Origin of the sequence: Bacillus sp. FSL L8-0654, from assembly GCF_038629965.1 — a bacterium.
Taxonomy (GTDB): Bacteria; Bacillota; Bacilli; order Bacillales; family Bacillaceae; genus Bacillus; species Bacillus safensis.
The window spans coordinates 202,894-229,625 of record NZ_CP152026.1; the positions used below are offsets into that span (position 1 = coordinate 202,894).

The following is a 26,732-nucleotide window of genomic DNA, read 5'->3' on the forward strand; positions in this document are numbered from 1 at the left end:
GACTGTATTTTCAGAAAATAGGTTTTTATTCATGAGAACATCACGTAATCCTGAGACCATTCACCCGCCACTTGCACCATATATCCATCAAATAGAGACAACTGGAGCACAGCGGTGGTTAACCTTATCAGGTCAGGTGGGAATGGAGACGGATGGAACAATTCCAGTGAGCCCGTTGGAGCAGCTAGAGCTAGCGTTAGAGAATGTGAAACGAAATGTAGAAGCGGCTGATATGGCCGTGGAAGATATAACGAAACTAGTTTTTTATCTCGTGGGAGAGTTCGATGCTGAGAGCAGGAAACGAATCATGGGGCAGTTTTTAGGCGATCATCTGCCTTGTATGACAATGATTTATGTGGTGGCATTGGCTTCTCCTGCTTTAAAGGTAGAGGTGGATGCTTGGGCGTGTCAGGAGATCGTTTTGGGTTAATAGATAAAAGATTGGGATACTGCAACCCAATCTTTTTTTATTTTGTACATAATCTATTTTCTTTTTCCGTTGTATATAGAATAGATTACCTCATTCCTATTACCTTGTTATTCTCTATATGGTAATATTAGGGTTATAGATTAGTAGGTCTAATGACATTCGTTTTTTGATTTTATAACACACCATAGATAAGCATACATCACTCTAATCAAAAGGAGAGATTTGATGCCATTCATGGAGGTTCAAAATGTAAGCAAACGATATAGCAATGGTGATGGGATAGAAGGTCTGTCATTTTCCATCGAAGCAGGTGAGGTTGTGGCGCTGCTTGGTCCTAATGGTGCCGGGAAGACGACAACGATTCGGTGTGTAACAGGTCTATATAAACCAGATGGAGGGGAGATTCTCATTGAGGGTTTCCCGCCTGGTCATGCCCATGTTCAAAAACAAGTCGCGCTTATTCCTGATCACCCCTATTTGTATCCAGACCTAACGGTTGCTGAACATGTTCAATTCCGTGCACGTGGATATCATAAAGGCTTAAAACAGATCAAGGAAAAGGTATATGGAGCGTTGAAAGAAGTAAATATGGAAAAAAAGATGAATGAACTGTGCGGAAGGCTGTCAAGAGGCCAAAAGCAGCGTGTTGTCTTAGCAGGGGCCATTGTTCAAGATGCCTCCCTTTTTATATTAGATGAACCGACTGTTGGGTTAGATATACCGTCAAAACAGTGGCTGTCGGATTGGCTGAGACAAAAAAGCAGTCAAGGTGGCTCGGTCTTTGTGTCGACTCATAGTCTGGAGTTTGTCCTTGATACCGCTAGCAGGGTTTTGTTGATTCGAGACGGTGCCATCATGAAGAGTATGGATGTTCCTCAATTAAAGGAAGAACAGGTTGAGTGGAGGGCAGAAGTTATTCAACTTCTGGGGGAGTGGTCAAGTGAATAACACACTCTCCCTTTTATGGATGAAATCTCAAAGGCGCTTGATCAGTAAAAATCAAGAAAAGAAAATGCCTTTTCTGATCTTACTTCTTTTCATAGCGGCAATTGGTTTTCAGCTAAGCGCAGTTTCAAGTATGGGTGATTGGAATGCGGTTGCAGCAGGATGGATCATTGTCTGTTTGTTTGTTCTTTATACGGGTTTTGGTTTGTTTACGAATCGGCTGCCTAGTCAGATGAACGATATCATTTGGTTATATGGAAATGGCGCTTCTTTATGGACGGTTGTTATCAGTGTGTGGATATATCACATTTTCTGGCGAGGGGCTCTTCTCATTATTTCTGCTTTGGCTGTGGACCTTCTTCTGTTTTTTATGACGCAGCAGTACCCGTTTCTGCTTGGCAAATCACTCATCCTGACAGGGCTGTTATGTTTGGTCGAAACTTGGATGATTGCGGTGTCTTGTGCTAGAACCATTCGAGTATACAAGCGTTTGCTCTTACTCGGTTTTGTCTTGATGTTTTTCAGCTTTGCACTGCTTGTTTTGAATCAATTGGTGATGAAACAGCCTTCATTGATGAACATTGCTGATTCTTTGATGTTTCAAGCTGGACGTATGATCGAAGAGTTCTCCATTCTTTCTGTCTTTATTTTTATTGGAGTGATGTTTCTATCTTTCATGATGATGTACAGGGCTAGTCATCGTTTAGAGATGAAGGAGTCTTTAGTCAAAGAGGCAGTATTTTGGGAGGAATTTGAGGGGAAACATATTCAATCAAGTCCAATGGTTCAAAAAAAGGGCAAGACATGGTGGGGACTTCCAGCATTAACGGGCATCTGGGCTTTTCTTTGGATTGAATTATTGCTGATCAAAAAGTATAGGACCTTCCATTTGTTATCTACTATGCTGTTAATTGGTACTTACTATGTCGTCTTTACTTATTTTTCAGATTGGCTGAATCTATTCTTGATCGTCATGGCGGCATCCGTTCTTTTTAGTTCATATTATGCAGGGATTGTAAGACACGCACAAACAGGAGTGCTCTACCTTTTTCCAGGAGCTTTATATCAAAAAATCATTCTGTTAGAAGTGTTTCAAACCTTTTGGCTGTATGCTTTCTACTTGATTTCTCTTTATTTGGTTGAGATTCAGGATGTATTGTATTGGATCTTATTTGGTGGAGGAGTTTATATATGGTTTTTGGCCATACGGCTCTTTGCCTTTATGCAGCCTCTGAGACGAGAAAGGAGTTTTGCTTTGGCCATCTATTATCGATCCTTGCTATTTGCGTCTGTGATCAGTGCTATGGTCATTATTATCGTTCATCTCATCACTGATGGCTTGTTGACTACAATTGTATCCCTAGTGGCTGGGGCTGGATTTTATGTGCTTTGTTATCGATACCGTGCGGTTCATTAAAAAGAGGAGTTGATTGTAAATGAAACCAGAAAATAAGCTGTCTCAATCAGTTCAACAATTGGCCAATACAAATGAAGTAACGATCGTTCAAGCAATAGGAGATTTAAGAAAATATGGAAAAGATGCAGTGCCCGTCCTTGTTGAGGCTTTAAAAGAAAAAGGCTCTCTGCGGAACATTGCAGCAGCGGTACTTGGTGAATTTGGAGCAGATGCGGGGGACGCAGCAGAACCGCTAGCTCGGCTATTAGAAAGTGACGAAGAAGATACAAGAATGGCCGCTGCCATTTCACTCATGAGGATTGGGCAACCTAGCTTGCCATTTCTTCTGGCACTTGCTAAACGTTATGAGGGACCTACTTGTTTCTGGGCATCATGGTGTATCTCTTGGATTGATCCATCAAAAATTGAAAAAAACATGTACGAGTGCTTAAAACAAGAACAAGAAAATCCAACAGGCAGCGTCACTCCTTTTGCTGCTGAGGAAGCTTTAGGAAAAATCATCGCCTTTCAGCTAAAAGATAAGGGGGATGTATAGTGGGAACGCAGAAACTCAACTGGCCTGAGAATCTTCCTTGGATTTACCCTTCAGATCAAAGGAGTGTACCTAAGGGACAGCATCAGCTTCTTTATTTTTGGTCAGTCAATTGTCCTCATTGTGAAGAATTAACAAATCATATCCTACAACGTGTGAATGAGCTGGGTATTCATTTAACCTGTGTCCATGTTCCATATACAGAAGAGGAAAAATCGGCAGATGTTGTTTCAGAGTATGCAGAGGAAAAGAATATGAACGCTCCTATTGTATTGGATCAAGATTATGAGATTGTTGCAAAGTATAAGATTCAAGGATTACCTAGCTTTTGCCTCTTTGATCAAGAGGGGCAGTTAATAGATCGAAAAATGGGAGATACCGGCTGGGAAAGAATATTGAAAAAGTTAGAAAAACATTCAATTGGATAAACAGTGGAGGAGAGAGTGTTGTTTCAATCAAACAAAGAATTAAAAAGAAACGTCATTTTTTTCGCAGGTGTTGGAGGGGTTTTGCTGATTTTAATGATGCTGAAATGGCTGCCGATTTCTGCAAACTTGGAAATGGCGTTGATTTTATTCGGTTTGGGAATTTTGTTTTATTTGAAGCGTGTGCTGCGGGAAGAAGAAAGTCATAAGTTATAAGTATTCAGTATGATACCTAGAATATAGATTCTAGGTTTTTTTATTAAATTTACCTTAAAACGCACTTTTTCACATGGGGATGGAAACCATTTTTTTAAAAGTGTGGTAGGATAAATATGCTTTATCTTTATATTGTCCGAAGGAGCTGTCGTGTTGAAGGGATCTAGGGTTGAGTTTATTGATAGTTTACGTGGTTTTAGTTTATTAGGTATTTTGATTGTGAATATGCTTAATTTCCAATATGATTATGATTTTGAGAAAATGTTTGATTCGAGTTTTTGGGGACAGGAATTCGGTGTATATGTGACGGAAATTTTGTTCCAAGGGTCTTTTTATCCGATTTTCTCCTTTTTGTTTGGGTATTCTTTTATCAAGCTGATTGAATCGACGAAGGCCAAGGGGCTGAATACGAATGCCATTGTCGTTCGCCGTGGTTTTGGTTTGATTGTGCTTGGGATGCTGCATTACATCTTTATTTGGAACGGTGACATTCTTCTTTATTATGGAGCTTGTACGTTTTTCTTGATGATGTTTTTGAGCAGCCGGATTAAAACAATGCTTATTTGGTCGGGTGTGTTAGGTGCGTTGTCATTAGTCGTTTTGCCATACATGATGAAATTTGTTTATGGAACTGATGATTTATTAACCGATGTGTATGCAAAAGGTGATTATGGGGATATTTTGCTCAGCCGGATTACGGTTGAAGACGATATGATGATTGTGACCATGATTCTGGCGATCGTGACCATTACGCTTATGCCGATATTAGGTTTTCTTTTTGGTACGATCATGGTTGGCCCGTTTGCACTGCTTGGCATGGCGATCGGGAAAAAGGGTCATTTGACAGAAGAAGATCGAGGCATGGCTTATCGTAAAGGCTGGGTTTGGATGATTATCATCGGGCTCGGTTTAAAATGTGCGACGTTCATTGATGCTCCTTGGAGTGAATTGGTGATTACGCTGGGTGCCTATGTGCTCACGATTGGGTATATTCAAGCCTTTATTGTTTTCTACTATTCGAAGGCAGCTCAAGGTCTCAAACGTCTGCTTGCAGGGCTTGGCCGTTTGTCTCTCTCAAACTATTTGGCGCAGTCGATTATTTGTACAACGATTTTCTATTCTTATGGACTTGGTCTATTTGGACAATTGGGATCAATGTTTGGGCTGCTGCTTGCTGTCGGACTGTACACAGCACAGCTGTTCATCAGCTATCTCTATTTGAAAAAATGGAGAAGAGGTCCTGTGGAGTGGCTTATGGGAAAATGGGTATATTGGAAGTAAAGCATTTTGTTAAAGAACCGCATGGCTTAAGGGCTGTGCGGTTTTTTATTTTAAAAAAATGAGGAGAACATTTTTTAAAATGCTTGAATATTCTTTTAGTGTGTATATAATGTATATATAGTGTATATACAATATTTTGTTTCAACTATCTGAAAAAAGAGGTTTTTATATGCAAATTACGATTTCTAACCATTCTAAGGAGCCTATCTATGAGCAAATTACGAATCAAATCAAATCGATGATTTTAACGGGTGAGCTTGCGGAAGGTGCAGCGCTGCCGTCTATTCGAAAACTGGCGAAGGATCTACAAATTAGCGTGATTACAACAAAGCGAGCGTATGAAGAGTTAGAGAAAGCGGGATTTATTTATTCGATTGTAGGCAAGGGATCTTTTGTTGCGGAACAAAACTTAGAAGTGATGAGAGAGAAGAAATTGAAGGTGATCGAGGAACAGCTTGGAGCGGTTGTTACAAACGGGAAAGAATTAGGCTTATCTTTTGATGAATTGCAGCAGTTATTAAAGTTCTTATATGAGGAGTGAGATGAGTGGAGCATGTGATTGAATTCAAAGGAGTATCGAAACGATTCAAGGACTTTTCCGTTCAGGATCTTGATTTACGGGTTAAGAAAGGCTTTGTTACAGGGTTTATTGGAGAGAATGGAGCGGGTAAGTCGACCACCATTAAAATGATCATGAATTTGTTAAAACCCGATTCAGGTGACATAAAGGTCTTTGGATTGGATTATCATACTCATGAAAAAGAGATTAAGGAACGAATCGGATTTGTTTACGATGCCAATGTTTTTTTTCCAGGATTGAATTTAAAGGACATCAAACGGATTGTGGCTCCTGCCTATAAACGTTGGGATGACCAGCTTTTTGATCAATATATTGAACAGTTTGGTCTGCCGCTGAATAAAGCGATTAAAACATTTTCAAAAGGGATGCAGATGAAGGCTTCACTTGCGATTGCGCTGTCACATCATGCAGAGCTGATTATCATGGATGAACCAACTGCTGGTTTAGATCCGGTTTTTAGAAGAGAGCTGCTCAGCACGTTACAAGAATTGATGATTGATGGAAATAAGACGATCTTTTTCTCGACGCATGTGACGACTGATTTAGACCGGATCGCGGATTATATTGCGTTTATACAAAATGGAAGATTGGTCTTTCAACAGTCGATTCATGAAGTGGCAGAAAGTTATACGCTTGTGAAAGGGAGCCTGGAGTTATTGGATCGAGACACAGAAAAGGCGTTTATCCATATTCAGCGTACATCAGCAGGTTTTGAAGCATTATCAGATCGGATTGATGAGGTGAAACTTATTTTTGGGGATGCTGTTGTGATTGAACCGGCGTCGCTTGAGGATATCATGTTTTATTTGAAAGGCGGGGTTGCGCATGTTTCATTTAATTAAGCGTGATGTGATTTTGCAAAAGAAGCAGTTACTTATTTTTATTCCGTTTATCTTATTTTTTATTTTCATGGATGTCCATCCAGTATTGACGTTTCTAGTCGCTAGTGTCTTCATTCCATTTAACACATATGCGTATGATGAAAAGGCAGAAACGAATATTCTATTAAACTCCTTGCCCTATACACGTAAAGAAATTATCGCATCACGTTATCTTGGCGCCATTTTCTATATGAGTATTGCGATCGTGCTGACAAGCGCTGCATTATTTGTGTTTGGGAAGCTGTTTTCGCTGTCAGATATTGCGATTGGCAGCGGGTTGTTTTTATTGTTCGCGGCGTGTACGTTTCCATTGTTTTATATCTTAAAGTCTGGTTATATCACAACGGCAGTGATCATTGGCTTTATCGTATTATCTGCTATGGGACCGCCTGTTGTTCTCTATTTAGCAGAGCAATTTAGTGGGATCACTGATTTTATTATGAATTTATCGATCCCTGTTTTATATACGGGGTCAGCTGTGCTGATTATGATCTTCTACTTGCTGTCTTGGGGACTTTCTACTGTGATTTATCAGAGGAAAGTGTTTTAGGAAAGCAATTGCTGATGTTCCTATAAATTTACAGTTTGAGCTTAGAAGACCGTGTGAGCGGTCTTTTTTGAAGATTTTTCTGGTTATTGATTATATCAATATAAAACAATTTGAACTTAATTTTATGTCAGAATATTTTGTTAATAGTGTTTTCCTCAAAAAAACAATTGTTTTTTAAGGGTAGATTTATTATGATAATATACATCGAAAGATTGATGTTTCTCAATCAGAATGAAAATTCTGATTTTTATTTTTTATGTTGTTTGTTGATGAGGGGGAAGAAAAGTGGCTCAAAAGGAATTAAAGAGAGGGTTAAGTGCCCGCCATATTCAAATGATCGCTCTTGGCGGCACAATCGGTGTTGGCTTATTTATGGGGTCAGCGAAGGCCATTCAGTGGACAGGTCCATCGGTTCTTCTAGCGTACGCAGTGTGTGGTATTTTTATCTTTTTTATTATGCGTGCGATGGGAGAAATGTTATATCTTGAGCCGAGTACAGGGTCGTTTGCTACATTCGGGCATCAATATATTCATCCGCTTGCAGGGTATATGACGGCTTGGAGTAACTGGTTCCAGTGGGTCATTGTCGGAATGTCTGAAATTATTGCGGTTGGGGCTTATATGAAATATTGGTTCCCAGAGCTGCCTGCGTGGATTCCAGGGTTAATTGCGATGATCATTTTAGGAGCGGCCAACTTGATTTCGGTTAAGTCATTTGGTGAATTTGAATTTTGGTTTGCGATGATCAAAATTGTGACGATTATCTTGATGATTGTTGCAGGTTTAGGCATTATTTTCTTCGGTTTTGGAAATGGCGGAACTCCTATTGGGCTGTCTAACCTTTGGGCGCATGGCGGGTTCTTTACAGGTGGGTTTAGCGGATTCCTGTTTGCATTGTCTCTAGTTATTGCTGCTTATCAAGGTGTCGAGCTGATTGGGATTACAGCGGGTGAGGCGCAAAATCCGCAAAAGACGCTGACAAATGCCATCAAAAGTATCATCTGGCGTATTTTGATTTTCTATATCGGTGCGATCTTTGTCATTGTGACTGTGTATCCTTGGGATCAGCTGAATACCCTTGGCAGTCCATTTGTGGCGACGTTTGCGAAGATCGGGATTACAGCAGCTGCTGGTATTATTAACTTTGTTGTCATTACAGCAGCGATGTCCGGCTGTAATAGTGGTATTTTCAGTGCGGGCCGTATGCTTTATACATTAGGTGTGAATGGTCAGGCGCCTGCTTTCTTTACGAAAATTTCGAAGAACGGTGTACCGTATTTTGGGACATTCGCTGTGCTGATTGGTTTAGCGATAGGAGTGGTCCTGAATTATGTTTCTCCGCCAAACATTTTCGTCTACGTGTATAGTGCGAGTGTCCTTCCTGGGATGGTGCCTTGGTTTGTCATTTTGATTAGTCATATCGGCTTCAGAAAGGCGAAGGGGGCAGCGCTTGATCAGCACCCGTTCAAGATGCCGCTAGCACCGTTTTCTAACTATCTTACAATCGGATTTTTATTGATGGTTCTTGTGTTTATGCTCATTAATCAGGATACGCGTATTTCTCTTATTGTAGCAATTGGATTCTTGATTTTAGTGGCACTTAGCTTTTTTGTATTTGGAATTGGAAAACGAAAGCCGATTGAAACAGCTTCTTCTGATCAAACGGTGAAATAATCAAAAGCCTTGCGGGATGGACCGCAAGGCTTTTTTATTTAGAGTGAAGCTTTTACACGGTTAAAGACATCTGGAAAGTTGGTGAAAAGACCGGTGACGCCGTATTGCAGTAGACGGGTCATGTCTGCTTCGCTGTTGACTGTATATGGATGAAGGAGGAGTCCGTGGCTTCTGACCTGCTGGACGTTTTCAGGTGTTAATGCTCTGAAATTCGGTCCAACACCCACGGCGTACGTTTTGATAAAGTCGAGCTGATCGTCTGTGATGGATGTCATTTGGTTTCTGTCTAATAGCTGTACTTTTGGCAGGCGTGGAGCTAATTTCTGCAGCTTTATCAGGCTGTCCTGACTAAAGGATTGTATGATAACCTGCCCTTTTCTTGTGTGTTTCCCAAGAAAATGATGTTTCTTTAAGGCGGCCAATAGTTTTTCTTCCATTTGCGGATAAAGGTCTGGTTTTTTTGTTTCAATATAATAATTCTCTCGTTTACCGAAATAGCGCAGCACCTCATCTAATGTAAGGACTCTCTGTCCGATATAGTTGGCATTTTGTCTGTCGGGATTTGCTTCGTTAAACCATGTACCAGCATCAAGCTGTTTGATTTCGGCAAGTGTGAGGTCTTTGACCCAGCCTGTTCCGTTTGTGGTTCGGTCAACGGTTTCATCATGCATCACGATGAGATGTCCATCCTTTGTCATTTGAAGGTCGAGTTCGAGGTAATCTGCATTCATTTTTTTGGCGAGCTTGTAGGAAGCCAGGGTATGCTCTGGTGCATACCCTGATGCTCCGCGGTGTGCAACGGTTAAGATGCGATCTGGAGATAAAAGGTTTTCATGTGCCGATACGGTGGCCGGCACCCACGCAAAAGACAGTAAAGCAAAAGAGAGCAACACGAAAGCAAGTAATCTACTTTTCTTCATATTTTATCCTCCTTTTACGGTAACTGCCTCTATCATAAGAAATAGATGTAAAGAGCATGTTGGGCAGATATGAATCTTTTATGTGATTTTCATTAAGCTTGCTCTACGCGCTTTCCTGTATTCCATGTCATGGCGAGGAAAACAATCGCAAGCACACAAGAACCAACCAGTAAAATGAAGCCTCCTGTCCAGTCATAGTGATCCACGACGACACCCATCATGGCATTGGCAAAGGCAGAGCCGCCAATGTAGCCGAAGAAGCCTGTCAGTCCGGCAGCAGTGCCAGCCGCTTTTTTCGGAGCGAGATCAATGGCTTGAAGTCCAATGAGCATGACAGGTCCGTAAATCAAAAAACCGATGCTGATAAGGGCAATGTTATCGACCATTGGATTGCCTGCAGGGTTTAGCCAGTAAACAAGAACGGCAATTAACACCCCGGCCATAAAGATGACGCCAGCTGGTGCGCGGCGGCTTCTGAAGAAGCGGTCACTAATCCAGCCGCACAATAATGTACCGGGAATGCCTGCATATTCATAAAGAAAATAAGACCAGCGTGAATGCTCTGGTGAAAAGCCCTTTGCTTCTGTTAAGTAGGTCGGCGCCCAGTCAACAACACCGTAACGGACGAAGTATACAAACACGTTGGCAATGGCGATATACCATAGGAATTTATTGTTGAGTACATATTTAAATAAAATTTCTTTCACTGTTAATTCTTTTTCTTGATCCTCATAGTTTTGTGCCGGATAGTCATTTCGATATTCCTCGATTGGCGGAAGACCAGTGGATTGCGGGGTATCCCGTACAAGAAGAATGATCACGAAGGAGACGATAATGGCAATGATGGCAGGGAAGAAAAAGATGCTTTTCCACGTCGCAAACAGTACAATCCCTAATGTGATAAGCGGTGCAAGAATCCCCCCGCCGATATTGTGAGCGACGTTCCAAATGGACATTTTCGTACCACGTTCACTAACCGAAAACCAGTGCGCCATCGTACGTCCGCATGGCGGCCACCCCATGCCTTGAAACCAGCCGTTTAAGAACATGAATAAAAACATGATCCATACACTGGATGTGACCCACGGAAATGAGACAAATAGGATATTGATAAGAGCTGATAAAAAGAGTCCGGCGGCTAAAAAGTATCTGGGGTTACAGCGGTCTGAGATCATCCCCATGATGAATTTACTAAAGCCATAAGCAATGGATACGGCTGCGAGTACAAAGCCTAATTCACTTTTTGTGAACCCCTCTTCCTGTAGATATGGAATAGCAAAAGCGAAATTTTTGCGCAGCAAATAGTAGCCCGCATACCCGATAAAGATGCCTAGAAAGACTTGCAGCCGCAGCCGCTTATACGTCTCGTCTGTTTTGGCATCATCAAGCCTGTCGATATGTGGAGCAGGTTTAAACCATTTGAACATAATGATCCTCCTTTTGTAGATGTCCGATTGACTGAAGCAAAAGTACGAGAATTGCTTTTGATCCTGTACCTTTTTAGAGACAAAAGAATTGTTAGCGCTTTCTTTTGTACTCCCATCATATCGGATGGAAGAGACGTTTATGATGAGGCTTTTGTCATAAATTTGGAAATATAGTTCATGAAGTAACAAAAAAATCCGCACAATGGCGGATTTTTTCTTAGCGGTTATAGAGAAACATTAATTTTCGCAGATTTCTTTAGTTTTTCAATTTCTTTTTGGACTTCTTTTTGCTTTTCTTGAGATTCTAGCTGTTTTTTAATTTGTGATTTAACCTCTTTGTATTCTGGTGCTTTTTGCTTTTGTTTTTTCATTTGGTCTGCGTATTGATCATAGTACGCTTTGACGTCTTTCTCAGAGACGGAGGCTGATTTGATTTCTTTATCGACATATTGGCTGTATTTGATGCTGTCGGCAATGTCACTCTTCAGCTGATCCAATGTGAGTCCGCTCTTTTTAAGTGCTTCTTCAAATTGAGCGTTGTCTTTGAACTGTTTCTTTTCTTCCTTTAGCTGCTTATCTACCTCTTTGTCAGAGGCTTTGAAGCCCTTCTTCTCAGCATCTTGCAGGATGAGCTCTTGTCCTACGAGCGCATCAATGGTTTGTTTCTTGACTGCTTTCTCGCCTTCTTTAGAAGTGGGGTCTTGCCCGGACTGCTGAAGCTGGCCTTGAATGGTAGATAAGGCGCTATTGTATTCACTGCCTGTGATTTTGTCTTTGTTGACGGTCGCAACGACCTTTTGATCATCGATTTTTTGTGCGTCTAATTTCTTTTGCATTTCTTCCATTTGCTTTTGCTGCTCTTTTTGATCAGCCTGTGTTGTTTCCTTGTTTTTGGCTGCGTCGTTTTGCTTATCTTGTTTGGCATCGTTTGACGAGCAGGCTGCAAGTCCAACAGATAACAAACAAGCGATGAGTGTGTATGATACCTTTTTCATCATTTTCTCTCCCTTCGGTATGAGAACGTCTAGTGCGCATTCTAACCGTTTTTTAGGAAAAATAAAACCGTACAGACAATTTGTTAGCGGATTGACATGTTTTTTATCTGTTTGTCCTCATTTTGTCTTCTCATAGTCATCTCATGACAAACTCAATTGTGGAATAATTGTTCCATCACTTCGTCGATATCGGTGATTGGCTGGCGGCAGCTGTAATTTTCACAAATATACACGGTGGTTTTGCCATCGATTGTTTTGTAATCTTTTGTAAAGGGCGCGAGCTTCGCTAATTCTTTCCCTGTTTCGGCAGTCAATATGATATCAAATGGAACGAAGCGTTTTTGAAGCGCCTGTAAAAGCTGTTCTTTTTGAGGGTCGCCGTTTTTTCCGAGAATGATGATTTCTCTTTTCGCCGCATATTGACTTAGGAGCCCTTGCAGAAACGCTGTGTGTCCGCTTGGGTAGGAAGAGACATCCACATAAAAGGCTTTGAACATCTGTTCTAATGTTTTCAGCCAGTCTTGACGTCCTGTCATTGTGCTGAGTTTCAAAAGCTGATGGAGTGCGGTGCTGTTACCAGAAGGCATGGCGCCGTCGTACACTTCTTTTTCTCGAACGAGGAGCGCTTCCGCATCTGATCCCGAGAAGAAAAAGCCCCCTTTTTCCTTGTCCCAAAACAGCTCAAACATGTTCTCGGCAATGGCTGCCGCCTTTTCCAGCCACGCTAACTCAAAGGTCGCTTCGTATAAAGACATATACGCTTTTAGCATATGCGCATAATCCTCGATAAAGCCGAGATGCTTCACGTCACCTTCTCTGTAGCGGACCATGAGCCGATCATGTTGGACGAGGTGTGTTTCTAGAAAAGACATCGCCTGCTTCGCCATACGGATCGCTTCCTCTGCATCAAAGACCCTTCCTGCTTTGGCGAGAGCTGCGATCATCAGCGCATTCCAAGATGTAAGCACCTTGTCATCGACAAGCGGCGCGGGTCGCTGCTGTCTGACTGATTGTAAAATATGCCGCGCTTCTTGCAGCTTGGATTGAAGGGTTTTATCGTCGATCGAAAAAGAGGCTTTGATGTCCTCAAAAGAGGTAGAAATGGTATGAGGGATGTTCTCCCCTTCAAAGTTCCCCTCTTCTGTGATGTGATAGAAGTCGCAAAATAAAGCGCCAAGCTCCTCCCCTAAATGGGTGATGATCTCATCTTTTGCCCAGACGTAATATTGTCCTTCTTTCCCCTCAGAATCTGCATCTATCGCTGAATAAAAGGAGCCGCCTAGATTCATCATATCTTGTTTAATAAATTGAATCAGGCGTTGGACAAGTTTTTCATACTCAGGTTTTGAGGTGAGCTGATACGCTTCTGTGTAAGCTTCCATCAGCAGCGCGTTATCATACAGCATTTTTTCAAAATGCGGCACAAGCCATTTCTCGTCTGTTGAATAACGAGAAAAACCCGAACCAACATGGTCGTATATACCGCCATTTGCCATGCCATCTAACGTTTTCGTGACTGCATACAGCGCATTCTCCTGTCCTGTCCATTCGTAATAGCGCATCAGAAATGAGAGCATATGAGGTGCAGGAAATTTCGGTGCGGAGCCGAATCCGCCATACAGCGTATCAAAGCTGCTCATGAGCTGGTAATAGGCTTTGTGAATTGCCTCTTGTGACAGCGTGTTTTCTGTCTGCCCTGCTGCTTTGATCCGCAGGTTATTTGTCGCCTTCTCTGCCAATGATTCAATATGATCTCGGTCATTATGGTACGCATCCAGCAATTGTGTCAGTGCCTCAATGAAGCCAGGATGCCCGTAAGCACTTCTTTTCGGGAAATATGTCCCAGCATAAAAAGGCTTTTGATCCGGCGTGACAAACACGTTCAACGGCCAGCCGCCTTGCCCCGTCATCATCTGACAAACAGACATATACATAGAGTCGATATCTGGACGCTCCTCACGATCGACTTTAATCGAAATAAAATGCTCGTTTAAGATGCCAGCGACCTGTTGATCTTCAAAGCTTTCGTGTGCCATGACGTGGCACCAGTGGCAAGTGGCATAACCGATGCTGACAAGCACTGGTTTATCTTCACGTTTGGCTTTATCGAATGCTTCTTGCCCCCACGGGTACCAGTGAACTGGGTTGTGAGCGTGTTGAAGTAAATAAGGAGACTTCTCAGCGATTAATCTATTGGGCTTATTGTTAGTGGGCATTGGTTCACCTTCTTTCACTTTTCATTATTTGTTTTTATGTTTACTGTACCATAGTGCAGTTTAGTTTATATCTTATTAGATTATCTAGATTAGATTTTATCTACTGGACTAAGGATCACCAGTCATTTTGCGCACAATTTTTTTGAAAAATAAAGACTTAAAAACATTTTTGGTTTCTTGTAAAGTTGTACTTAATAAAGATTTAGTGAAGTAAACCTATAAAGGTTTAATACAGTTTTTTAAGTCGTTGATTTTTTATACAGGAGGAGAGAGTAATAATGGCATATTTATATTTATTGCTCGCAATTATTGGTGAACTTATTGGTTCTTCTATGCTCAAGGCTGCAGAAGGCTTCTCAAAACTTTACCCTACTATTGGTACAATTATTTCTTTTATAGGCTCCCTGCTCTTCTTATCACTTGCAATGAAGACCATACCTTTGAATACCGCCTATGCACTTTGGTCTGGTATAGGTATTATTCTTACTACAATAATCTCGATTTTGATTTGGAAAGAAAAAATTAACGTTGCTAGTGTTACTGGGATTGTTTTGATACTTGTAGGAGTTGTAATATTAAATCTTTTCGGGCCAGGTCATGGTGAAGCACATAGTGTTGAAAACGCAAGCGCTACAACAAACAATGAAGCTGAGTGATTAGAAAAGCATGAACATAAATATTAAAGCGGAGGATAACTTTTGTTATCCTCTTTTCTTTTTTTTTGCATTTCAACATCTATCATGTCAAGACATGAAAGTATTGCTATTGCAGCAAAGAAATGCAATCAAATTGCTTGCGCGTAGCCAAAATGTACCTTTTTACATTAAGAATTTTAAATGGCTTTTCGATCTAATATATTACAATTAATGTAAATATAGTATAATAGTATAAATCTGTGGGGTTAATATATCAGATTGAGGCCCTTCATAATTTGTCTGTGAGGTATTCCCAAAATAAAAAAATCAAGGGCTATAAACCCTTGATAGCTACATCAATCGTAATGCTTTAACAAGATGGCTGAATTATGTCCTCCAAAACCAAAAGAATTGGATAGCCCGTATTTCAAAGGAAGCTGTCTCGCTTCTAATACAACATCTAAGTTGCAGTCTGGATCTTGATTCTCTACATTAATAGTTGGCGGAATCATTCCTCGTCTCAAACTTTCCACTAAAGCAATGGCTTCTACTCCGCCGGCAGCACCAAACATATGCCCTGTCATTGATTTGTTTGCCGTTGTTGGAACTTCACCTGAACGTTCACCAAATAATTTCTTAATAGCTAGAACTTCTGAACGATCACCTACTTGTGTACTTGTTGCATGTGCACTAATAACATCAATATCATCTGTTGATATGTTTGCACTTCTCAACGCCTTTTTCATGGCTAAGTAGGCACCTTTACCTTCTGGGTGGGATGCTACCATATGATGAGCGTCTGAACTAGCTCCGTACCCCACTACTTCACATAATATCGGCGCACCTCTAAGAATCGCGTTTTCTAATGATTCTAATACTAAGATACCTGCGCCTTCACTCATCACAAAGCCATCTCTATCTGTATCGAATGAACGGCTGGCCCGGCTTGGGTCTTGGTTTCTAGTAGATAGTGCGTGTGCGTTTCCAAAACTGGCCAAAGATATCTGTGAAACAGCAGCTTCTGCTCCTCCGGCAAATATAATATCTGCATCATCATTTCGGATCGCATTGAAAGCTTCACCAATAGCGGTGTTCCCAATAGAACAAGCTGTGACTGGTGACAATGATGGCCCTTGTGCCCCTAATCTAATGCTGATTTGGGCCGCAGCTGCATTTGAAATCATCATGGGGACAAGGCTGGGGCTTACTCTTGAGGGACCTCGTTTATCTAATACATTGACATGATCAACAAGCGATTGGATTCCCCCGATTCCTGAACCAACATATACGCCTAAACGTTCAAGATCAACTTGATCTAACTGTAATTGCGAATTTTCTAATGCTTGTTCGGCTGCTGCTAAGGCAAACTGACTAAAACGGTCTAATCGTTTTGCTTCTTTTCTTCCCAATATTTCATCTGCATCGAAATCACGAACGATTCCAGCTATTTTTGTTTTATAATCAGTTGTATCAAAAGAATCAATGAGAGATATTCCCGATTGTCCTTTGATTAGTTGATTCCAAAAGCTATTTACATCATTTCCAAGTGGAGAAATAACTCCCATTCCAGTAATGACAACTCTTTTCATGATCATTCCCTCCTTGTTTTTATTAACTTTAGCCATTGTGTTATCCTATTACAAGTTGTTGTTTATCCTAGTATAATTAATAATATTTTAAAGGGAGATCTTCATGAAACCTGAAACAAGACTTCAAGCATTATCAGAATTTCTAAAAAACCAACGTTCGAAAATTACGCCCCAAATGGTTGGTTTACCTGTAGGAACCCGCAGAAGAACACCAGGGCTGAGAAGAGAAGAAGTGGCTCAACTAGCCGGTGTGAGTCTTACTTGGTATACATGGTTAGAGCAAGGAAGAGATATAAAAGTATCAACTTCGGTATTAGATGCGATTTCTCGTGCATTACAATTAAATAACGATGAAAGGAGATATTTGTACGCTTTAGCGTTAGAGGAAGGAGTGAAACAATCCTTTATCATTGAGAATGAGAAGGAAATCAGTCCGGCTTTAGTGAAAATTTTGCAGGAACTTCGTTATTGCCCGACGATTATATCTGATAGAAGAAGTCAGATTGTTGGCTGGAATCAAGCAGCAGCTAACGTATTTTTGGACTTTGAACAAATCATCCCGGCAGAAAGGAATATCATACGCTTACTATTCGCAAGAAAGGAATTTAAAAGTTTAGCGGTGAATTGGGAGCATTTTGTTAGAGGATATATCGCCATATTTAGAACGTATTACGGACAGTATGTGGCAGATGACTGGTATGAGCAATTTATAGAAGAAATGGAGCAGGCATATCCTGAGTTTCGTAAAATTTGGAATGAAAATGAGATCAGCTATGCACCTGAAGTATTAATTGAATTTCGTCATGCTAAGGCAGGTAAAATGTTGTTTAATCTCACTTCATTACAAGTGTATGGGGATACTGATCTAAGATGCAGCGTCTATACTCCAGTTGAGGATACTGATACGGAGCTTAAGTTAAAACGTTTGATTGAAGGCTAGGTTTCGTTAATATAAAATAGATCCCAAGCCGTCAGTGACAAGGGACATAACCGATGCTAACAAGCACCGGTTTATTTTCACGTTTGGCTTTGTCGAAGGTTCTTGGCCCCAAGCCTATATCTTTTCTGGTAAATGGTGTTGATACATCTCAATAGCGTCTGTATGTTCTTTTAAAATACTCATTGTTTTTGGATGGGGTCTTACATATATCAAAGGATAGTCGACTTCATCTAATTCTTGTTGGGTATGAAAAGCTAATCTTTCATGATCCAGTGAGAATTGAGCATCAATTCCTGTTTTGTTGCCACGAGAGTCTAATCGAATCCATTTATTAAGTGATTGCAGAAATACTGCATTTAATGCGTGAATACAATATCCTTTATCTGGCGTATCGAACAACATTAATCGCTGGTAACAGAAACCTGTGGGTATTCCTTGTGAGCGCAATAGAGCAGCTAATAGGTTCGATTTTGCGTAGCAAATTCCCTCTTTATAAGTTAATACCTCTGATGCATGACAAGTCACTCGTTTGGATTGGATATCCCATGTATGGGGAATTTCATCTCGAACAAACTCATAGGCTGCTTTTGCTTTTTCTATTTCTGTCTGCAATGGATTGAAAAGTTCATTTGATTTTGCTCGAATAAGAGGATGAGAATAATCAACTTCAGCTAGTTCACATAAATAATCATCAAAATTTTTAGATTCACATGTCAAGTTCATGATGATGTCCCCTTTTCTCTATACTTTTACCGCAGGAGGTCTATTTCTTCACCAACACATATTGTAAGTTTTCTAATTCAAACATATCAATCAGTTCATCGATCTCTTTAAAATCGATATGTTTTCCAAACCGTTTTTTGCTTAGGTCAATTTCTACATCCAATTGATCATCCTTTTCTTTCGTTTCGAGTCCATCTACACAAGAATAGATTTCGATGGTTTCTCCTTGTGACAGCTCTTTTTCAATGAATTTAAAAAGTGCACGAAGAGAATGAATGATGTCTAATTCATAAACAAAAGGATGCGTGAATTTGTTTCTTACCGCTTCATAGACGGTATCTAGATAATCAATGTGAATGCCTTCGAAATCCTCTTCTGTTTCAAATACTTCTATCAAAAGTTCTTCTTTTTGATAGGTTTTTGGCTTTTTTTGTTTTTTATCAAACATGTTGATATTGAGTTCAGAGAATGGTTTATAGGTGGGATTTTGACCAATGGTACCAAGCGGCAGTTCTTTGTTTGATCCAATATAATGATGTAAAGTCATGGGCTGTCCTCTTTTCTTCATGATTTCTCGTTCGTTGATTATTTTCTTTTTATCAATAAATGGTGGAATGTGCAATTATTTTCACATTCTCTACCAATGAGAAGGGCAAGTCGTTTGACTAAATACCTCTTAGGGTATACTATCTGTTCATAGAAAGAATAGAAAGGGGTACTTGTGAATGGAATATAATCAACAGATGAAGAACCGTCTTCGCCGGATTGAGGGGCAGATTAAAGGGGTTCTTGCGATGATGGAGCAGGGAAAGGATTGCCGCGAGGTGGTGACGCAGCTGTCTGCATCACGCAATGCCATTGATCGTGCAATGGGTGTGATTGTGAGTACAAATCTTGAACAATGTGTCCGTGAAAGCCTTGAACAAGGTAAGGATACGGAGGGTCTTGTGAAAGAAGCGGTTGAGCTATTGGTGAAAAGCCGGTAAGAAATTCATCAGCCTTTGAAGGTTGACGGATTTTTTTACTTGTTATAATATACCCTCACCGGTATGTGTATATATTTTTTATTTTCTATATACCCCCATGGGTAATAGTGGAGGAGGAGCAAGATGGAAGAACAGAAAAAACGCACGACGATTGTGCTATTTAGTGGAGATTATGATAAAGCGATGGCGGCTTATATTATTGCCAATGGTGCAGCAGCCTATGATCATGAAGTGACGATTTTTCATACCTTTTGGGGGCTGAATGCCTTGCGCAAGGATGAAATGGTGCCAATGAAAAAAGGTTTTTTAGAAAAAATGTTTGGCAAGATGATGCCGCGCGGGGCTGATCGAATGGGCATTTCAAAGATGAATTTTGCTGGAATGGGCCCAAAGATGATTAAGCACGTCATCAAAAAGCACAATGCCATGACCTTGCCGCAGCTCATTGATATGGCAAAGGAACAGGAGATCAACCTCGTAGCATGTACAATGACGATGGACCTTTTAGGGCTGCAGGAGAAAGAATTATTAGATGAGATTCAATATGCTGGTGTGGCGGCGTATTTAGCAGAGGCTGAAATTGGGAATGTGAATTTATTTATTTAGTGAGGTGATGAAATGATTCAAACGATTTTGTTCATCCTGGTGATTGGCTTACTTGTGAGCCGTTTCCTGCCGGTTCGAGGTGTGAACCAAATGGATGCAGCTGATATGAAGAAAAAACTGAAAAACCAAGGTCAACAGCTCATTGACGTACGATCTCCAGTAGAATTTCAAACAAACCATATTAAAGGGTTTCGAAACATTCCTTTACCTCAGTTAAAAGAACGAGCTTCTCAGCTTGAGAAAAATGAAGAGATCTACGTGATATGCCAAAGCGGAATGAGAAGTATGCAGGCAGCGAAAATATTGAAGAAGCAAGGATTTACTCATATTACAAACATCAAGGGTGGTATGAATACTTGGCATTAAGCAAGCATAAAAATATACCCCCACCCCTATATAAAGGAGGACATCACATGCAGCAACCAACAGTCATTTTAGATGCAAAAGGATTGGCATGCCCGATGCCGATTGTGAAAACAAAAAAACAAATGAATGAGCTTTTGCCAGGAGATGTACTTGAAGTGCAAGCTACCGATAAAGGATCAGCAGCGGATTTAGCGGCTTGGTCAAAAAGTGCCGGCCATGAGTTTTTAGGAACAAAAGTAGAAGGACAGGTGCTCCATCATTTGATTCGTAAGGGCGGAGCGCAAGAGGAAGAGCCTATGATTTCGGAAATATCTTTGAATGCCTTTCAACAGAAGGTAAAAGAAGATCAATCTCTGTTTATTTTGGATGTACGAGAGCTGGATGAATACGAAGCGGGGCATATCCCAGGAGCTGTTCATATCCCGCTTGGTGAGGTGGAACATCGTGCTGAGGAGTTAACAAGAGAATCGGACATTTATCTCATCTGTCATTCAGGCAGAAGAAGTGAATTAGCTGCGCAAAAGCTAAAAGAGAAAGGATTTCAACAATTAATCAATGTGGTGCCAGGCATGAATAGCTGGACAGGAGCCATTGAAAAATAGGAGCTGAATAAAACATGACGGTTAAAGCCATGACTGCAGAGCAGTTAACAAAAAAGATCGTGGGCAAAGAGCCGCTCTTTTTGCTAGATGTGCGAAATCAAGCAGATGTGCAGGACTGGAAGATTGAAGGGGAAGCAATCGTTGATTTGAATGTGCCTTATTTTGATCTGCTTGACGGAGTAGAGGACCTTTTACAGCACATTCCTAGTGACCGTGAAGTATTGGTGGTTTGTGCTAAGGAAGGTTCCTCTATCCTGGTGGCAGAGATGCTTTCAGAGGCTGGCGTGCCTGTTCATTATTTGCAGGGCGGCATGAAGGCATGGAGTGAGCATCTAGAGCCAGTGAAAATAGGTGATTTAAGCGGCGGAGGAGAGCTGTATCAATTTGTACGAATGGGCAAAGGGTGTCTGTCCTATATGATCGTGTCCAATGGAGAAGCCGCGGTTGTGGATGCAGCTCGAATGACGGAGATCTATATCGATTTTGCGAAAAAGCATGATGTCTCTGTGACGCATGTGCTGGATACTCACCTCCATGCGGATCATATTTCTGGTGGGAAAAAGTTGGCTGAACAAACGGGTGCCACCTACTGGCTGCCGCCAAAAGATGCAGAAGAGGTAACCTTTGAATATGAACGTCTTGAAGAAGGACAGCGGATAACGATTGGAGCAGCTTCTATTGATATTCAACCCATTTATTCCCCGGGACATACAATCGGCTCAACATCTTTTATCGTAGACAATCAATATCTTCTTTCAGGTGATATTTTGTTTATTGATTCAATTGGAAGACCTGATCTTGCTGGAATGGCGGAGGACTGGGTAGATGATTTGAGAGAGACGCTTTATGAACGGTATATGGCGTTTTCAAAGGAATACATCGTTCTGCCTGCGCACTTCATGACCATCGAAGAAATGAATGAAGACGGCAGTGTTTGGAAGGAGCTCGGCTCACTTTTAAAAGAAAATCATGGGCTCCATATTGAAGATCAACATGTGTTTAGAAAGATGGTGACGGAAGGTCTGCCTGCACAGCCGCATGCCTTCCAAGAGATTCGTCAAGCCAATATGGGGAAGCTGAACCCAGATGTGGAAGAGCAGCGTGAAATGGAAATGGGTCCAAACCGTTGTGCGATTCGATAATGTCCAATAAAATAAGAAAAGAGGAACGATTAAATGACATCTGATCAACTATTAGACGTAACAGGGCTCGCATGCCCAATGCCGATTATTCGAACGAAGAAAAAAATGAACGACTTGGCGGAAGGTCAAGTTTTAGAAATACATGCAACAGATAAAGGGGCTAAAGCTGACTTGGCCGCATGGGCGAAGTCAAGCGGACATGAATTGATCACGCAGACAGAAGAAGGTCACGTGCTGAAGTTCTGGATGAGAAAAGGGTCCTAAAGGATGTAGGGGTATCTGCTGAAGATCCCCTTTTCCTTTTGCAAAGGAGGAGACCAGCGTGGATTTTGCATTTTTGATTACACTTTTTATCATCGGATGTATTGGTTCCTTCTTATCAGGGATGGTGGGGATCGGCGGATCTGTGATCAACTATCCCATGCTTCTTTATATCCCGCCTCTTCTCGGTGTGATGGCACTATCAGCTCACGAGGTATCAGGGATTGGTGCCATTCAAGTGCTTTTTTCGACGCTGGGTGGTGTACTCGCTTATCGAAAAAGCGGATTTTTACATCGCTCGCTGATTTTATATATGGGAAGCAGTATATTGGCGGGCAGCTTATTAGGCAGTTATGTATCACATTTTATACCGGAGAAAGGGATGAATCTCGTCTATGGATTACTCGCCATTGTGGCGGTTATTCTCATGCTGATTCCGAAAAAAGGACAGCGTGCAGACGCAGAGGGAGAAGTCACTTTTCATAAAGGACTGGCATCAGGTATTGCCTTTGTGATTGGCAGTGTTTCAGGGGTATTAGGTGCAGGCGGCGCCTTTATTTTAGTGCCTGTGATGCTGTCTATTTTAAAAATTCCTGTCCGGATGACGATTGCGTCGTCACTTGCGATTACGTTTCTTTCTGCGATAGGCGCATCGACTGGAAAGGTATTGACGGGTCAGGTCATGCTTCTTCCTGCTGTTGTGCTGATGGCGGCAAGTTTGATGGCAGCTCCGATTGGTGCGAAGGTCGGTCAGAAAATCAACGCCGTCTACTTGCAATGGGCACTTGCTGTGATGATTACGGCGACAGCGGTCAAAATTTGGCTGGATATTTTATAAAGAAAAGACCAACAAAGCAAGCATGTTGGTCTTTTTTATTGGACGTCATCGTGCTCGATATACGTTTCTAGTGCTGGGTGGTACTCTTTTTGATAATGAAGGTTGGGACATGTTTTCACGACTTTGCCTTGCAGGGCATTGGACTTTGAGACTTCTAATGCTGATTTACATTTAGGACAGCGTTCGGCAAAGAATGAGGGCCAGCGTTTCATGTATCACCACTCCAGTTAAAGTCTTAAAAACCGATTATATTAATATGAATTATAGGGGATCATGCAGGTGAGGTCAATGGGTGTTTGGGTCTTTTTAACAAAAAAAGAAGCATCATGAGAGATGCTTCTTTATCGTTCATATTCTTAATAGGCTTTCGCCCAGAACACCATATCAGATGCAGGCTTTCCGCAGCAGACACATGTGTCAGAAATGGTTTCCTGTTCGAATGGAATACAGCGTGAGGTCGCACCTGTTCTTTCTTTAATGTCGTTTTCACAGGCTTCATCACCGCACCACATGGCTTTAATCAATCGGTTTTCTTCCGCAAGAATTTGCTCGATGTCTTCGATTGTGTGGGCGTGTGATGTCTTTTCATGTAATCGTTCTTTCGCTTTTTCGTACATCGTCCGCTGGATGTCTTCAAGCGTTGCTGTGATGGTTTGTTCAAGGGCATCTAACGTGACAGCTTGCTTTTCACCAGTGTCTCGTCTTGCAAGCATCACCTGTCCTTTTTCGATGTCCTTTGGTCCTACTTCTACACGTAGCGGAATACCCTGCATTTCACACTCGTTGAATTTCCAGCCTGGCTGTTTATCGCTTGCGTCGATGTCAGCACGTGCGATGCGGGCGAGGCGATCCTTCAATTCGTAGGCATGATCCAGCACCCCTTCTTTATGAGAAGCAATTGGCACGATACGCACTTGGGTTGGCGCAATATTTGGCGGGAGGACGAGCCCTCTGTCATCGCCATGAACCATGATCATCGCGCCAATGATTCTTGTTGTGAAACCCCAAGAGGTTTGCTGGACGTGCTCTAGTTTTCCTTCACGGTTTAAGAATTCGATGCCAAATGCTTTGGCAAATCCGTTCCCGAAGAAATGAGAAGTGGCAGTTTGCAGCGCTTTTCCATCATGCATCAAGCTTTCAACCGTATAGGTGAAGCGAGCGCCGGCGAATTTTTCCTTCTCTGTTTTTCTCCCTTTAATGACAGGAATGGCAAGGAGATCTTCGCAAAGAGAAGCGTAAATGTGAAGCATTCTTTCTGTTTCTTCAATCGCTTCTTGCTCAGTTTCATGGCACGTGTGCCCTTCCTGCCATAGGAATTCAAGGGTTCTGAGGAAGGGACGTGTTGTCTTTTCCCAGCGGACGACATTGGCCCATTGGTTATATAGCTTCGGTAAATCGCGGTAGGAATGAATAATGTTTTTGTAATGCTCAGCGAACAGCACTTCAGAGGTCGGTCTGACGCAGAGCCTTTCTTGTAATTCGGATTCACCGCCGTGTGTCACCCACGCCACTTCAGGAGCAAAGCCTTCGATATGATCTTTTTCCTGCTGAAGCAGGCTCTCTGGTATAAAGAGCGGCATATAGACATTCTCATGACCCGTTTCTTTAATCTGACGGTCAAGTTCGTCGCGAATATTCTCCCAAATTTTAAAGCCGTACGGCTGAATGATCATACTGCCTCTCACGCTTGAATAATCGACGAGCCGCGCCTTTGTGACAACATCTGTATACCACTGGGCAAAGTCGACTTCCATGCTTGTAATTTTCTCAACAAATTGTTTCTTTGACATTGCAGGTTCCTCCTTTTTTAAAACAAAAAAGCTGTACTTTAAGTTAGGGACCATTCCTGGTGGTACCACCCTAATTTAAAGCACAGCTTTACACTCAATCATGATAACGGTATGAACCGCTGTATGAAACAGAACTAAATCGGCAGGTTCACTTGAAGATGTCAGTAGGAACTTCTCAGCACCGTTCCCTCTCTGTTAAAGATCGATTCAAGCTACTATTCCAGATCTACGTTGATCCTCGTTCGTTGATTTTTCATCAGTTTACCTGTAAATGGAGGAGAAAGCAAGCTGTTCTGATTCCTTTTACGGCGCCTTTTATTTAGGTAACGGAATGGCAGTATTTTTCTATTTTTACAGCTTGCGAGTTATGAAAGGCTATGCTAATATATTTGAAGAAAAAAATAGACTTGTATAACCTCAATAATATGGTTTGAGGGTTTCTACCAGGATCCGATAAATCCTGATTACAAAAGCGCGCTTTCCTTTTTTGTAATCAGGGTTTTTTTGTTTGTCTGCACCCTGTATCAAAAGTGAAAGCGATGATATACAGAAGGGATGTTAGACATGAACTGGAGAGTATATTTATTAGCCGTTTCTACTTTTGCGGTTGGATTAGTTGAGCTTGTGGTTGGTGGCATTCTGCCAAGTCTTGCAGAGGATTTGAATGTGTCTCTTGCAACAGCCGGACAGCTCATTACGGTATTTGCGATTGTGTATGCCATTTCAGCACCCGTGCTGCTGACTGCGACAGCCAAAATCGAACGAAAGCGCCTTTACTTAATCGCGTTATTGGTGTTTACAATAGGAAATGTGTTCACTTATTTTAGTTCGACCTTTGCCCTTGTCATGATATCTAGGGTGTTGATTGCGATGAGTACAGCGCTTGTGGTGGTGTTGTCTTTGACGATCACTGCCAAATTGGTGGAACCAGCGCATCGTGCGAAAGCATTAGGGCTGATTTTTATTGGTATTAGCTCCTCACTTGTTCTCGGTGTACCGATCGGTATTTTTATTACAGAGAGCTTTGGCTGGAGAGTGATGTTTTTAGGAATCAGTATTCTTTCTGCCATATCGATGGTGCTGATCTATTTTCTATTGGAAAAAATGCCTGTTGAAAAAGTGACGCCTCTTAGAGAGCAGATTCGTTCTTTAGGGCATCCGAAAATTTTTAGTGCACACTTGATCAGTTTGTTTATGCTTGCAGGCCATTATATGCTTTATTCTTATTTCACTCCATTTCTGATGGAAGTTCTGCATATGACCCCGTTTTGGATTAGTATTTGTTATTTGATCTTCGGACTTGCGTCGATAGGCGGGAATGGGTTTGGCGGCTGGCTCAGTGACAAACTGGGTTCAGGAAAAGCCATTTTGCTTGTGACTATGGCGTTTGCGATCGTCATGTTTATCCTTCCTTATACAGCGGGGGTGTTCGCGCTCTTTATGGTCATGGTTGTCCTTTGGGGAGCGCTCAGCTGGGCACTGACGCCTGCTTTGCAGAGTTATTTGATTCAAACAGATCCTGTCACGTCTGATATTCAGCAGAGCTTAAATACATCTGCCTTGCAAATCGGCATTTCGATTGGATCAGCGGTTGGCGGAGTCATGTTTACGATGACCGGTTCATCTGTTGATCTGGCTAAATTCGGTGCTGTGTTTGTACTGATTGCCTTTAGCTGTGCGGTGATTTCGCTGAAGAGACCGCCGCTTTATATGGATCGTCAGCATCATGCTGAATAGCTGCCTATCTTTAGGCAGCTTTTTTATG

The 26,732-nt window shown here is 41.6% G+C and carries 30 protein-coding genes and 1 riboswitch; of the genes, 21 read left to right on the forward strand and 9 right to left on the reverse strand.

The annotated features are described in order from the left end of the window. The first annotated feature begins 31 nt into the window (after nt 1–31). The 11 genes from MHH65_RS01140 (at nt 32) to MHH65_RS01190 (ending at nt 8,931) form a co-directional block, all read left to right on the forward strand. Nucleotides 32–430: a RidA family protein gene (locus tag MHH65_RS01140; protein ID WP_098677727.1), complete on the forward strand. Its 399-nt coding sequence runs from the start codon at nt 32–34 to the stop codon at nt 428–430. Nucleotides 431–655: 225 nt separating this feature from the next. Beyond that, on the forward strand, nt 656–1,378 hold the full coding sequence (locus MHH65_RS01145) for an ABC transporter ATP-binding protein (protein ID WP_268414611.1): 723 nt from the start codon (nt 656–658) through the stop codon (nt 1,376–1,378). Further along, nucleotides 1,371–2,792: a sporulation killing factor system integral membrane protein gene (gene skfF, locus MHH65_RS01150; RefSeq protein WP_268414613.1), complete on the forward strand. Its 1,422-nt coding sequence runs from the start codon at nt 1,371–1,373 to the stop codon at nt 2,790–2,792. Before MHH65_RS01145 ends, skfF begins: the two co-directional genes overlap by 8 nt. A gap of 19 nt (nt 2,793–2,811) precedes the next feature. Beyond that, nucleotides 2,812–3,327 carry a HEAT repeat domain-containing protein gene (locus MHH65_RS01155; protein ID WP_268414615.1) on the forward strand — a complete coding sequence of 172 codons (516 nt, stop codon included), beginning with the start codon at nt 2,812–2,814 and terminating at the stop codon, nt 3,325–3,327. Next, nucleotides 3,327–3,752 (forward strand): TlpA disulfide reductase family protein, encoded by a 426-nt coding sequence (locus MHH65_RS01160; RefSeq protein WP_098677713.1) that lies wholly within the window; start codon nt 3,327–3,329, stop codon nt 3,750–3,752. The genes MHH65_RS01155 and MHH65_RS01160 overlap by 1 nt, the downstream gene beginning before the upstream one ends. Before the next feature lie 18 nt (nt 3,753–3,770). Beyond that, complete coding sequence (locus MHH65_RS01165; protein ID WP_098677712.1) at nt 3,771–3,965, forward strand: hypothetical protein; 195 nt, start codon at nt 3,771–3,773, stop codon at nt 3,963–3,965. Between the two features lie 153 nt (nt 3,966–4,118). Beyond that, on the forward strand, nt 4,119–5,246 hold the full coding sequence (locus tag MHH65_RS01170) for a DUF418 domain-containing protein (RefSeq protein ID WP_065215415.1): 1,128 nt from the start codon (nt 4,119–4,121) through the stop codon (nt 5,244–5,246). Between the two features lie 169 nt (nt 5,247–5,415). Continuing rightward, entirely contained in the window at nt 5,416–5,787 is a 372-nt protein-coding gene (locus MHH65_RS01175) for a GntR family transcriptional regulator (protein WP_003217079.1), read from the forward strand. A 5-nt stretch (nt 5,788–5,792) separates the two neighbouring features. Next, nucleotides 5,793–6,668: an ABC transporter ATP-binding protein gene (locus MHH65_RS01180; RefSeq protein ID WP_034284225.1), complete on the forward strand. Its 876-nt coding sequence runs from the start codon at nt 5,793–5,795 to the stop codon at nt 6,666–6,668. Continuing rightward, nucleotides 6,652–7,257, forward strand: coding sequence for an ABC-2 transporter permease (locus tag MHH65_RS01185; protein WP_254001536.1), 606 nt, complete (start codon nt 6,652–6,654; stop codon nt 7,255–7,257). The genes MHH65_RS01180 and MHH65_RS01185 overlap by 17 nt, the downstream gene beginning before the upstream one ends. A 285-nt stretch (nt 7,258–7,542) precedes the next feature. Continuing rightward, on the forward strand, nt 7,543–8,931 hold the full coding sequence (locus MHH65_RS01190) for an amino acid permease (protein WP_034621697.1): 1,389 nt from the start codon (nt 7,543–7,545) through the stop codon (nt 8,929–8,931). A 38-nt stretch (nt 8,932–8,969) separates the two neighbouring features. On the opposite strand, the gene MHH65_RS01195 is transcribed toward MHH65_RS01190, so the two are convergent. The 4 genes from MHH65_RS01195 to MHH65_RS01210 form a co-directional block, all read right to left on the reverse strand. Continuing rightward, entirely contained in the window at nt 8,970–9,851 is an 882-nt protein-coding gene (locus MHH65_RS01195; RefSeq protein WP_268414622.1) for a glycerophosphodiester phosphodiesterase, read from the reverse strand. A gap of 92 nt (nt 9,852–9,943) precedes the next feature. Continuing rightward, nucleotides 9,944–11,278 (reverse strand): glycerol-3-phosphate transporter, encoded by a 1,335-nt coding sequence (glpT, locus tag MHH65_RS01200; RefSeq protein ID WP_024424430.1) that lies wholly within the window; start codon nt 11,276–11,278, stop codon nt 9,944–9,946. A 224-nt stretch (nt 11,279–11,502) separates the two neighbouring features. Next, complete coding sequence (locus tag MHH65_RS01205; RefSeq protein WP_039176104.1) at nt 11,503–12,273, reverse strand: SurA N-terminal domain-containing protein; 771 nt, start codon at nt 12,271–12,273, stop codon at nt 11,503–11,505. A 152-nt stretch (nt 12,274–12,425) separates the two neighbouring features. After that, nucleotides 12,426–14,489: a thioredoxin domain-containing protein gene (locus MHH65_RS01210; RefSeq protein WP_098677707.1), complete on the reverse strand. Its 2,064-nt coding sequence runs from the start codon at nt 14,487–14,489 to the stop codon at nt 12,426–12,428. Between the two features lie 278 nt (nt 14,490–14,767). Between MHH65_RS01210 and MHH65_RS01215 the strand changes: the two genes are divergently transcribed. Then, nucleotides 14,768–15,145 (forward strand): multidrug efflux SMR transporter, encoded by a 378-nt coding sequence (locus MHH65_RS01215; protein WP_034284218.1) that lies wholly within the window; start codon nt 14,768–14,770, stop codon nt 15,143–15,145. A 335-nt stretch (nt 15,146–15,480) separates the two neighbouring features. Here MHH65_RS01215 and fabF read toward each other — a convergent pair whose 3' ends face one another. Then, a complete protein-coding gene (gene fabF / locus MHH65_RS01220; protein WP_098677706.1) occupies nt 15,481–16,713 on the reverse strand; it encodes a beta-ketoacyl-ACP synthase II in 1,233 nt (410 codons plus the stop codon). 103 nt (nt 16,714–16,816) lie between these two features. Here fabF and MHH65_RS01225 point away from each other — a divergent pair, with 103 nt between their 5' ends. Continuing rightward, nucleotides 16,817–17,653: a helix-turn-helix transcriptional regulator gene (locus tag MHH65_RS01225; RefSeq protein ID WP_039176112.1), complete on the forward strand. Its 837-nt coding sequence runs from the start codon at nt 16,817–16,819 to the stop codon at nt 17,651–17,653. Nucleotides 17,654–17,767: 114 nt separating this feature from the next. Here MHH65_RS01225 and MHH65_RS01230 read toward each other — a convergent pair whose 3' ends face one another. Next, the gene (locus tag MHH65_RS01230; RefSeq protein ID WP_025092498.1) at nt 17,768–18,376 is read right to left on the reverse strand and encodes a transglutaminase family protein; all 609 of its coding nucleotides are present in this window, start codon (nt 18,374–18,376) and stop codon (nt 17,768–17,770) included. Between the two features lie 40 nt (nt 18,377–18,416). Continuing rightward, nucleotides 18,417–18,923, reverse strand: coding sequence for a hypothetical protein (locus MHH65_RS01235; RefSeq protein ID WP_098677705.1), 507 nt, complete (start codon nt 18,921–18,923; stop codon nt 18,417–18,419). A 178-nt stretch (nt 18,924–19,101) separates the two neighbouring features. Here MHH65_RS01235 and MHH65_RS01240 point away from each other — a divergent pair, with 178 nt between their 5' ends. The 7 genes from MHH65_RS01240 (at nt 19,102) to MHH65_RS01270 (ending at nt 23,177) form a co-directional block, all read left to right on the forward strand. Then, nucleotides 19,102–19,362: a metal-sensitive transcriptional regulator gene (locus MHH65_RS01240; RefSeq protein WP_003217059.1), complete on the forward strand. Its 261-nt coding sequence runs from the start codon at nt 19,102–19,104 to the stop codon at nt 19,360–19,362. A 123-nt stretch (nt 19,363–19,485) separates the two neighbouring features. After that, nucleotides 19,486–19,968 (forward strand): DsrE/DsrF/DrsH-like family protein, encoded by a 483-nt coding sequence (locus tag MHH65_RS01245; protein WP_024427456.1) that lies wholly within the window; start codon nt 19,486–19,488, stop codon nt 19,966–19,968. Nucleotides 19,969–19,980: 12 nt separating this feature from the next. Continuing rightward, a complete protein-coding gene (locus MHH65_RS01250) occupies nt 19,981–20,334 on the forward strand; it encodes a rhodanese-like domain-containing protein (protein WP_024427455.1) in 354 nt (117 codons plus the stop codon). Between the two features lie 47 nt (nt 20,335–20,381). Then, entirely contained in the window at nt 20,382–20,936 is a 555-nt protein-coding gene (locus tag MHH65_RS01255; RefSeq protein WP_024427454.1) for a sulfurtransferase TusA family protein, read from the forward strand. A gap of 14 nt (nt 20,937–20,950) precedes the next feature. Beyond that, complete coding sequence (locus MHH65_RS01260; protein WP_024427453.1) at nt 20,951–22,078, forward strand: MBL fold metallo-hydrolase; 1,128 nt, start codon at nt 20,951–20,953, stop codon at nt 22,076–22,078. Between the two features lie 33 nt (nt 22,079–22,111). Continuing rightward, a complete protein-coding gene (locus MHH65_RS01265; RefSeq protein ID WP_024427452.1) occupies nt 22,112–22,342 on the forward strand; it encodes a sulfurtransferase TusA family protein in 231 nt (76 codons plus the stop codon). A 58-nt stretch (nt 22,343–22,400) separates the two neighbouring features. Further along, the gene (locus MHH65_RS01270; protein ID WP_024427451.1) at nt 22,401–23,177 is read left to right on the forward strand and encodes a sulfite exporter TauE/SafE family protein; all 777 of its coding nucleotides are present in this window, start codon (nt 22,401–22,403) and stop codon (nt 23,175–23,177) included. Nucleotides 23,178–23,212: 35 nt separating this feature from the next. Here MHH65_RS01270 and MHH65_RS01275 read toward each other — a convergent pair whose 3' ends face one another. Further along, nucleotides 23,213–23,389: a hypothetical protein gene (locus tag MHH65_RS01275; RefSeq protein WP_162860209.1), complete on the reverse strand. Its 177-nt coding sequence runs from the start codon at nt 23,387–23,389 to the stop codon at nt 23,213–23,215. Nucleotides 23,390–23,533: 144 nt separating this feature from the next. Continuing rightward, the gene (gene proS, locus MHH65_RS01280; RefSeq protein ID WP_024427450.1) at nt 23,534–24,967 is read right to left on the reverse strand and encodes a proline--tRNA ligase; all 1,434 of its coding nucleotides are present in this window, start codon (nt 24,965–24,967) and stop codon (nt 23,534–23,536) included. 387 nt (nt 24,968–25,354) lie between these two features. Then, nucleotides 25,355–25,454, forward strand: a riboswitch (purine riboswitch). 77 nt (nt 25,455–25,531) lie between these two features. Here proS and MHH65_RS01285 point away from each other — a divergent pair. Then, entirely contained in the window at nt 25,532–26,704 is a 1,173-nt protein-coding gene (locus MHH65_RS01285) for an MFS transporter (protein ID WP_041115248.1), read from the forward strand. Nucleotides 26,705–26,732: the final 28 nt, after the last annotated feature.

Excerpts from the sequence above, each read along its gene's own strand:
- MHH65_RS01275 (WP_162860209.1), bottom strand. The coding sequence starts at position 23,389 with ATGAAACGCTGGCCCTCATTCTTTGCCGAACGCTGTCCTAAATGTAAA.
- MHH65_RS01265 (WP_024427452.1), top strand. The coding sequence starts at position 22,112 with ATGACATCTGATCAACTATTAGACGTAACAGGGCTCGCATGCCCAATG.
- MHH65_RS01230 (WP_025092498.1), bottom strand. The coding sequence starts at position 18,376 with ATGAACTTGACATGTGAATCTAAAAATTTTGATGATTATTTATGTGAA.
- MHH65_RS01255 (WP_024427454.1), top strand. The coding sequence starts at position 20,382 with ATGCAGCAACCAACAGTCATTTTAGATGCAAAAGGATTGGCATGCCCG.
- glpT (WP_024424430.1), bottom strand. The coding sequence starts at position 11,278 with ATGTTCAAATGGTTTAAACCTGCTCCACATATCGACAGGCTTGATGAT.
- MHH65_RS01240 (WP_003217059.1), top strand. The coding sequence starts at position 19,102 with ATGGAATATAATCAACAGATGAAGAACCGTCTTCGCCGGATTGAGGGG.
- MHH65_RS01235 (WP_098677705.1), bottom strand. The coding sequence starts at position 18,923 with ATGACTTTACATCATTATATTGGATCAAACAAAGAACTGCCGCTTGGT.
- fabF (WP_098677706.1), bottom strand. The coding sequence starts at position 16,713 with ATGAAAAGAGTTGTCATTACTGGAATGGGAGTTATTTCTCCACTTGGA.
- MHH65_RS01215 (WP_034284218.1), top strand. The coding sequence starts at position 14,768 with ATGGCATATTTATATTTATTGCTCGCAATTATTGGTGAACTTATTGGT.
- MHH65_RS01225 (WP_039176112.1), top strand. The coding sequence starts at position 16,817 with ATGAAACCTGAAACAAGACTTCAAGCATTATCAGAATTTCTAAAAAAC.
- MHH65_RS01140 (WP_098677727.1), top strand. The coding sequence starts at position 32 with ATGAGAACATCACGTAATCCTGAGACCATTCACCCGCCACTTGCACCA.
- MHH65_RS01145 (WP_268414611.1), top strand. The coding sequence starts at position 656 with ATGCCATTCATGGAGGTTCAAAATGTAAGCAAACGATATAGCAATGGT.
- MHH65_RS01185 (WP_254001536.1), top strand. The coding sequence starts at position 6,652 with ATGTTTCATTTAATTAAGCGTGATGTGATTTTGCAAAAGAAGCAGTTA.
- MHH65_RS01175 (WP_003217079.1), top strand. The coding sequence starts at position 5,416 with ATGCAAATTACGATTTCTAACCATTCTAAGGAGCCTATCTATGAGCAA.
- proS (WP_024427450.1), bottom strand. The coding sequence starts at position 24,967 with ATGTCAAAGAAACAATTTGTTGAGAAAATTACAAGCATGGAAGTCGAC.
- MHH65_RS01260 (WP_024427453.1), top strand. The coding sequence starts at position 20,951 with ATGACGGTTAAAGCCATGACTGCAGAGCAGTTAACAAAAAAGATCGTG.
- MHH65_RS01195 (WP_268414622.1), bottom strand. The coding sequence starts at position 9,851 with ATGAAGAAAAGTAGATTACTTGCTTTCGTGTTGCTCTCTTTTGCTTTA.
- MHH65_RS01285 (WP_041115248.1), top strand. The coding sequence starts at position 25,532 with ATGAACTGGAGAGTATATTTATTAGCCGTTTCTACTTTTGCGGTTGGA.
- MHH65_RS01250 (WP_024427455.1), top strand. The coding sequence starts at position 19,981 with ATGATTCAAACGATTTTGTTCATCCTGGTGATTGGCTTACTTGTGAGC.
- MHH65_RS01205 (WP_039176104.1), bottom strand. The coding sequence starts at position 12,273 with ATGAAAAAGGTATCATACACACTCATCGCTTGTTTGTTATCTGTTGGA.
- MHH65_RS01155 (WP_268414615.1), top strand. The coding sequence starts at position 2,812 with ATGAAACCAGAAAATAAGCTGTCTCAATCAGTTCAACAATTGGCCAAT.
- MHH65_RS01210 (WP_098677707.1), bottom strand. The coding sequence starts at position 14,489 with ATGCCCACTAACAATAAGCCCAATAGATTAATCGCTGAGAAGTCTCCT.
- MHH65_RS01245 (WP_024427456.1), top strand. The coding sequence starts at position 19,486 with ATGGAAGAACAGAAAAAACGCACGACGATTGTGCTATTTAGTGGAGAT.